Raw genomic sequence first — 6825 nt, forward strand, 5'->3', positions numbered from 1 at the left:
AAGCGATATCGGTATTTCACTTACGGAAGACAGCAACAATTTTACGCCCGCCAGTGACGGGATTATGGCCGCTGAACAACTGCCTATGCTACTCCAGTTCATACAGTTATGCAAAGCCAATAAACGAATTATCCTGTTGAATTTTGCGTTGTCCCTCTTCTATAACATCATCGGTTTGTATTTCGCGGTACAGGGAATTTTATCTCCACTGGTAGCAGCAATATTAATGCCCGCCAGTTCTATCAGCATTATACTGATTACTTATGCCTGCAGTGAGTGGCAAGGCAAAAAGCTTAACAGTAAAGCATTACAGCAAATGACTGATAAAAATCATATTCCCGATTGAGTAATGTCATAGTAGCAGACACACCGGGAGATTACCTTTGCTATCACACGAAACATACATAGTATAATCTAAGCAAACCTTACTGAAACTCGCATGAAATGGGCGTGTAAACAGTCACACAGACTGTTTACACGCAGCGGGTGAGGCATGCCGGAAATGCAGCATTGTATTACATCACAACAAACAGCAAATGAAAGGTATGAACGTAATGCAGGTAGCAGGAAATGAAAGAGTGAAGAGCTGTGCTATTCTGAAAACCAAACGCTTTGACGCTACACTGCTGATTATGCAGCAGGGGCATCAGATTCCCCCACACACCTCGCCGGCAAATGCTATGATACTGATACTCGAAGGGAGGATCGCATTTATGCTGAACGAAGAAGTGACTATTCTGGAAACGGGAGATGTGTTTTCCTTTCCGGCCAACGAAATACACGCGTTGCAGGCATTGGAAACAGCGAGGTTTATTCTCATTAAATAATCAATACCATGGGCGTTATCATCATTTTACTGGGGGCCAGTTTACTGGTAGCATTAGGGTTCCTCGCCGCCTTCATCTGGTCGGTAAAAAACGGACAGTTCGAAGATGATTTTTCTCCGGCACACCGCATCCTGTTTGATGATAAGAAAGATAACGTAAACGAATAAACGCATTTATCAACACCTTTTAAATACCACTATGTCACTCGAAAAATTTTATTACGACAACCGCACGGTAAAATGGTTTGCCTACGCTTGTATGTTCTGGGGGCTGATAGGCATGCTGGCCGGTCTTTGGGCAGCGCTGGAACTGGTGATCCCCGGCCTTAACATGGGATTTGCTCCCATCACTTTTGGCAGGTTAAGACCCGTACATACCAATGCGGTCATCTTTGCATTTGTGGGTAATGGTATATTCATGGGCGTGTACTATTCGCTGCAACGGCTTTGTAAAGCACGTATGTTCAGCGACCTGCTGAGTAAAATACATTTCTGGGGATGGCAGTCCATCATCGCCGGTGGCGCCCTTACCTTGTTCCTGGGCTATACTACCGGTAAAGAATATGCAGAACTGGAATGGCCTTTCGATATCGCCATCACCCTTATCTGGCTGGTATTTGGCGCCAATATGCTGGGTACCATTTTACGCAGGCGGGAATCACATTTATATGTCGCCATCTGGTTTTATATCGGTACCTGGGTAGCGATTGCCATGTTACATATTATCAACTCTTTTGAGTTTCCATTATCCCTGTTCAAAAGTTACAGCTGGTACGCAGGGGTGCAGGATGCACTGGTACAGTGGTGGTACGGACATAATGCCGTTGCCTTCTTCCTGACCACTCCCTACCTCGGACTGATGTATTATTTTGTACCTAAAGCGGCCAACAGACCCGTATATTCCTATCGCTGGTCTATTATTCACTTCTGGTCGCTAATCTTTATTTATATCTGGGCTGGCCCACATCACCTGCTGTATACTGCATTACCGGAGTGGGCGCAGTCACTGGGAACCGCCTTCAGTATTATGCTGATTGCACCTTCCTGGGGAGGTATGCTGAATGGCCTGCTCACGCTGCGTGGCGCATGGGATCGCGTAAGAGAAGATGCCATTCTTAAATTTTTCGTAGTAGCGCTGACCTGTTATGGTATGGCCACCTTCGAAGGCCCGATGTTGTCGCTAAAAAATGTAAATGCGATCAGTCACTACACCGACTGGACCATTGCACACGTACATGTGGGCGCGCTTGGCTGGAATGGCTTCCTCACTTTCGGTATTCTCTACTGGCTCATTCCCCGCCTGTTTGATACGCAACTGTATTCCCGCAAATGGGCCAATACCCATTTCTGGATTGGTACGCTGGGCATCATCTTTTATGTAATTCCGCTGTACTGGGCAGCCTTTACACAGAGTATGATGTGGAAACAGTTTACGGAAGAAGGACAACTGAAATACCAGTTCATGGAAACAGTTACCACCATAGTGCCTATGTACGCACTGCGTGCAGTAGGTGGTATGTTATATATCAGCGGGTTGGTGCTGATGATAGTGAACCTTTCTAAAACCATTCGTCGTGGTTCCTTCATTGCCAATGAGACTGCAGAAGCTCCTCCATTACCTAAAGTAATTACCACACATGGCAAAGCGCACTGGCATAACTGGATAGAACGCCGGCCTATACAACTGGCAGTATTCAGCCTGGTGGTAGTAGCCATTGGTGGTTTGCTGGAAATGATGCCCACTTTCCTGATACGCAGTAACATTCCTACTATCAGCAGCGTAAAACCGTATACACCACTGGAGTTACATGGTCGTGATATTTATCTGAGAGAAGGCTGTTATAACTGTCATTCACAAATGATCCGTCCTTTCCGTGATGAGGTAGCGCGCTACGGCGAATATTCCAAAGCCGGCGAATTTGTATATGATCATCCTTTCCAATGGGGCTCCAAACGTACAGGTCCGGATCTGGCGCGGATAGGTGGCAAGTATCCAGACTCCTGGCACTTTAATCATATGCTGGACCCAACGTCTATGTCGCCGGGTTCTATTATGCCGGCTTATCCATGGCTGTTTGAAGAACGGGTAGATAAGAGCAAAACGCCTGCAATGATCAACGTGATGCGCAAGCTGGGCGTTCCTTACGTGGCGGGGTATGAAAAACAAGCCAACGCCGATCTCGAAAAACAGGCAGCAGAAATTGCAGCCTCCCTGCAAAAAGATAAGCTGCCCATTAAAGCAGACCGGGAAATCATTGCCTTGATTGCTTACCTGCAACGCATGGGAAAAGATATTAAATCCGCCCCCAAACCGGCGCGTGTAAACGATAAAGAAGCATTTTAAATCACACATCATGAAGTTCATTAATTACCTGGAATCTATAGCCGGCATCAGCGTTTATCCAATGGCATCACTGCTGTTGTTGTTTACCTTCTTTATAGGTGCTTCGCTATGGGCTTTTAAAGCAGATAAAAAAATGGTGGATCGGATCAGCCGTATTCCTTTAGATAATGATGAGACTAATCCCCTGTAAAAGAAAACGTATGAATAAACGGTTTATACAGCTGCTCGGCGGCAGTTTATTATGCAGTATGCCGGCTGTTGCAGATAGCGGCGCCAATGCTCCGTCAGAATTATATGATCCGGTAGCGCTGATGTTGCTGGTGGTAATAGGCGGACTGTTACTGGCCATCTTACTCCTTGGCAATGCGGTATTAGGTGCTATGGATATTTTTAGGGAGAAGATGAAAAAAGATGCCGGCAAAGCTTTGGTCACCATAGGTATTGTTTCACTGACACTGATGGGTAGCAACGCTTTTGCACAAGAGGCAGCTCCTGCGGCCAATCCATATTTCACACATTTATCACCAACTTCTTTTTACCTGCTGGTAGCAGTGATCATCGTGGAGCTGGCCGTCGTCATCAGCCTGTTATTTGTATTGCGTTTTCTCGCAGGTATTAAGCGTAAACGTAAACCAGGGAAAGTATCTGTACCTGGAAAACCGCGCGTATCCTGGTTTGAAAAATTGAACAACACCAAAACGGTGGATGCCGCTGCAGAAGCAGATGAAGACATGGGCCATGACTTTGACGGCATCCATGAACTCAACAATCCTACGCCGCCGTGGTGGAAATGGGGATTCGTTTTCACCGTATGTTTTGGCATCGTTTACTTCTGGCGTACGGAGATTTCTCATTCCGCACCGGGTCAGCTCGAAGAACTAGCCGCTGCGGAAGAAAAAGCAGCCGTGGCTAAAGAAGAATACCTGAAAAAAGCTGCTAATAATATTGATGAAAGCAATGTGGTGCTGCTAACAGATGCGAACGATGTTGCTGCCGGTCAAAAGATGTTCATCTCGAACTGTGCACCCTGTCACGGGCCACAGGGGCAAGGTGTGGTAGGCCCTAATCTTACAGACGATTACTGGCTGCATGGCGGTAAAATAAACGAGGTGTTTAAAACTATTAAATATGGTGTAGCCGATAAAGGGATGAAAGCCTGGCAGGAAGATTTTTCTCCCAAACAACTGGCGCAGCTGGCCAGCTTTATTAAGTCTATACATGGCAGTAATCCACCCAATGCCAAGGAAGCACAGGGACAAAAGGAATAGCGTACAACAAGATAAAGACGATATAACAGCAGCAAGCATCACGTAAGCAGGAACAAACCGTATACATCATGACCAACAGCACATTCAGAGATACGATAGCCACCGTTGATCAGCAAGGCAAGCGCAACTGGATTTTTGCGAAGCAGCCCAAAGGCCGCTGGTATAATATCCGCAGTTGGGTGAGTCTCTTTTATTTTAGTGTTTTTTTCAGCCTGCCGTTTATTTCCATAAATGGCAGACCCTTATTCCTGCTGAATGTAATAGAAGGAAAGTTTATTCTGTTTGGCGCCATCTTCTGGCCGCAGGACTTTTTCATTTTCGGATTGGCGATGCTGGCATTCATTCTTTTCATCGTAGTATTTACCATGGCCTTCGGGCGGCTGTTCTGCGGATGGATGTGTCCACAAACCATTTTCATGGAAATGTTGTTTCGCCGGTTGGAATACTGGATAGAAGGGGATGCCGCGGCACAGAAAATGTTGCAGCAGTCACCCTGGAACGCTAACAAAATAATCAGGAAAACAGGGAAGCACCTGGCCTTCTACGCGCTGTCGTTCCTTATTGCCAATATCTTCCTGGCTTATATTATCGGCGCCAAAGCATTGGGCCACATTATCACAGAACCATTGACCGCGCATGCCGGCGGATTTATGGCCATCCTCATGTTTTCAGGGGTATTCTATGGTGTATTTGCCTTCATGCGGGAACAGATCTGCACGATTGTTTGTCCTTATGGCCGTTTACAGGGGGTATTGCTCGATAAAAACTCTATACTGGTGGCTTACGATTATGAAAGGGGAGAGCCCCGTGGTAAGTTCCGTAAAGACGATTCCAGGGCGCATGGCGACTGTATCGACTGTATGCAATGCGTAAAAGTATGTCCTACGGGAATAGATATACGGAATGGCACCCAGCTGGAGTGCGTCAACTGTACCGCCTGCATAGATGCCTGCGATTTTATGATGGAGCAAACCGGGCGTCCGAAAGGGTTGATTCGCTATGCGTCTGAAAACGGCATCGCCCAGCAACAAAAACTCCGCTTTACTACCAGGCTCAAAGTATACACTACCGTGCTGCTGTTATTGCTCATTGCCATCAGCGCTATGCTGGGCAGCCGCAAGCCGGTAAGCGGCACTATTATGCGTACTGCGGGCATGTTGTACCAGGAGCGGGGAACAGATAGTTTGTCTAACCTCTACCGCATTAAGCTGGTGAATAAAACAGGTAAAGACATTCCCCTCGTGCTGAAGCTGGAAGATAAAAATGGCGTGGTGGCAATGATTGGCAATGGTGTGATCCATGTAAAGGCAGAAGGACAGGGAGAAGGTACTTTCTTTATTGTGCTACCTAAGACGATGGTTCATCAGCGCAAGTCCGTACTATATGTAGGCCTGTATGAGCATAATGAAAAAATTACCCGTTTACGTACCACCTTTTTAGGCCCGGTGCAGTAAACCCGTATTGATATAACTTCTTAAAATGATTATCATGAACTGGGGACACAAGATCATTATTGTATTTGTAGTGTTTGCTGCCGGTATTGTAACACTGGTCACCAAAAGTATGCGTACCAAAATAGATATGGTAACGCCGGATTACTACGGTGAAGAATTAAAATACCAGCAGGTGATAGATGGTAAACAAAATGCTGCCGGTCTTTCTGCACCAGTTACCGTTACGCAGGTTGCGGAAGGCATCCGGCTCACCTTCCCACGCGAACTGCAGGGCAAAGCAATTACCGGTCAACTCACCTTTTACCGGCCTTCTGATTCCGGAAAAGATATACACCTTCCTTTTAAACCGGATGATGCTGGTCATCAATTGATAAACAGACAGTTATTTATTAAAGGACTGTATCGTTTAAAGGTGCAGTGGACCATGAACGATCGGCCATTTTACCAGGAACAACCCATCCATATTAACTAACCCGAAAAACAAAACGGATGATCACTTCTTTTATGCTGGGTTTTGTGGGGAGCTTTCACTGCATAGGTATGTGTGGCCCCATTGCGTTACTGCTACCGGTACAACATTTAACCGGCGGCAAAAAGATGGCAGGCATCCTGTTGTACAATGCCGGTCGTGTTAGCGCGTATGCGATATTTGGACTCCTCTTTGGATGGCTGGGCCAACAACTATACCTGGGCGGATTGCAACAGTGGCTGTCTATCATCACCGGCTGTTTATTGTTAGCCGTGGCGGGGCTGAAGTTCACCGGTATACGCTGGACAAAAGGCGGGCATCTCCCCAATGCATTCACCCAAAAAATAAAATTATTACTGGGCAGGCTGTTGCAACAACAGCGCTTTCGTACGCTGTATGCCATTGGCTTCCTGAACGGACTCCTGCCATGTGGATTAGTATATCTCGGTATCGCGGGTGCCGTT

The 6825-nt window shown here is 46.5% G+C and carries 8 protein-coding genes and 1 pseudogene; all 9 read left to right on the forward strand.

Going from position 1 to position 6825, the window contains the following annotated elements; translation table 11 throughout:
• Positions 1 to 346: pseudogene (locus VIP81_RS08355) on the forward strand (hypothetical protein); the annotation flags it as partial.
• A gap of 190 nt (positions 347 to 536) precedes the next feature.
• Positions 537 to 827: a cupin domain-containing protein gene (locus VIP81_RS08360; RefSeq protein ID WP_331958334.1), complete on the forward strand. Its 291-nt coding sequence runs from the start codon at positions 537 to 539 to the stop codon at positions 825 to 827.
• A gap of 8 nt (positions 828 to 835) precedes the next feature.
• A complete protein-coding gene (gene ccoS / locus VIP81_RS08365) occupies positions 836 to 994 on the forward strand; it encodes a cbb3-type cytochrome oxidase assembly protein CcoS (protein ID WP_331958337.1) in 159 nt (52 codons plus the stop codon).
• Between the two features lie 31 nt (positions 995 to 1025).
• Complete coding sequence (ccoN, locus tag VIP81_RS08370) at positions 1026 to 3170, forward strand: cytochrome-c oxidase, cbb3-type subunit I (protein WP_331958340.1); 2145 nt, start codon at positions 1026 to 1028, stop codon at positions 3168 to 3170.
• Between the two features lie 10 nt (positions 3171 to 3180).
• Positions 3181 to 3360: a CcoQ/FixQ family Cbb3-type cytochrome c oxidase assembly chaperone gene (locus VIP81_RS08375; protein ID WP_331958343.1), complete on the forward strand. Its 180-nt coding sequence runs from the start codon at positions 3181 to 3183 to the stop codon at positions 3358 to 3360.
• Between the two features lie 10 nt (positions 3361 to 3370).
• A complete protein-coding gene (locus VIP81_RS08380; protein WP_331958346.1) occupies positions 3371 to 4438 on the forward strand; it encodes a cbb3-type cytochrome c oxidase N-terminal domain-containing protein in 1068 nt (355 codons plus the stop codon).
• 68 nt (positions 4439 to 4506) lie between these two features.
• On the forward strand, positions 4507 to 5892 hold the full coding sequence (gene ccoG, locus VIP81_RS08385) for a cytochrome c oxidase accessory protein CcoG (RefSeq protein ID WP_331958350.1): 1386 nt from the start codon (positions 4507 to 4509) through the stop codon (positions 5890 to 5892).
• 34 nt (positions 5893 to 5926) lie between these two features.
• Positions 5927 to 6364, forward strand: coding sequence for a FixH family protein (locus tag VIP81_RS08390; protein WP_331958353.1), 438 nt, complete (start codon positions 5927 to 5929; stop codon positions 6362 to 6364).
• Between the two features lie 17 nt (positions 6365 to 6381).
• Positions 6382 to 6825, forward strand: a 444-nt coding sequence (locus VIP81_RS08395) for a sulfite exporter TauE/SafE family protein (RefSeq protein ID WP_331958356.1), incomplete at its 3' end; no start/stop codon positions are given.

Origin of the sequence: Chitinophaga sp. (genome assembly GCF_036566945.1) — a bacterium.
Classification (GTDB): domain Bacteria; phylum Bacteroidota; class Bacteroidia; order Chitinophagales; family Chitinophagaceae; genus Chitinophaga.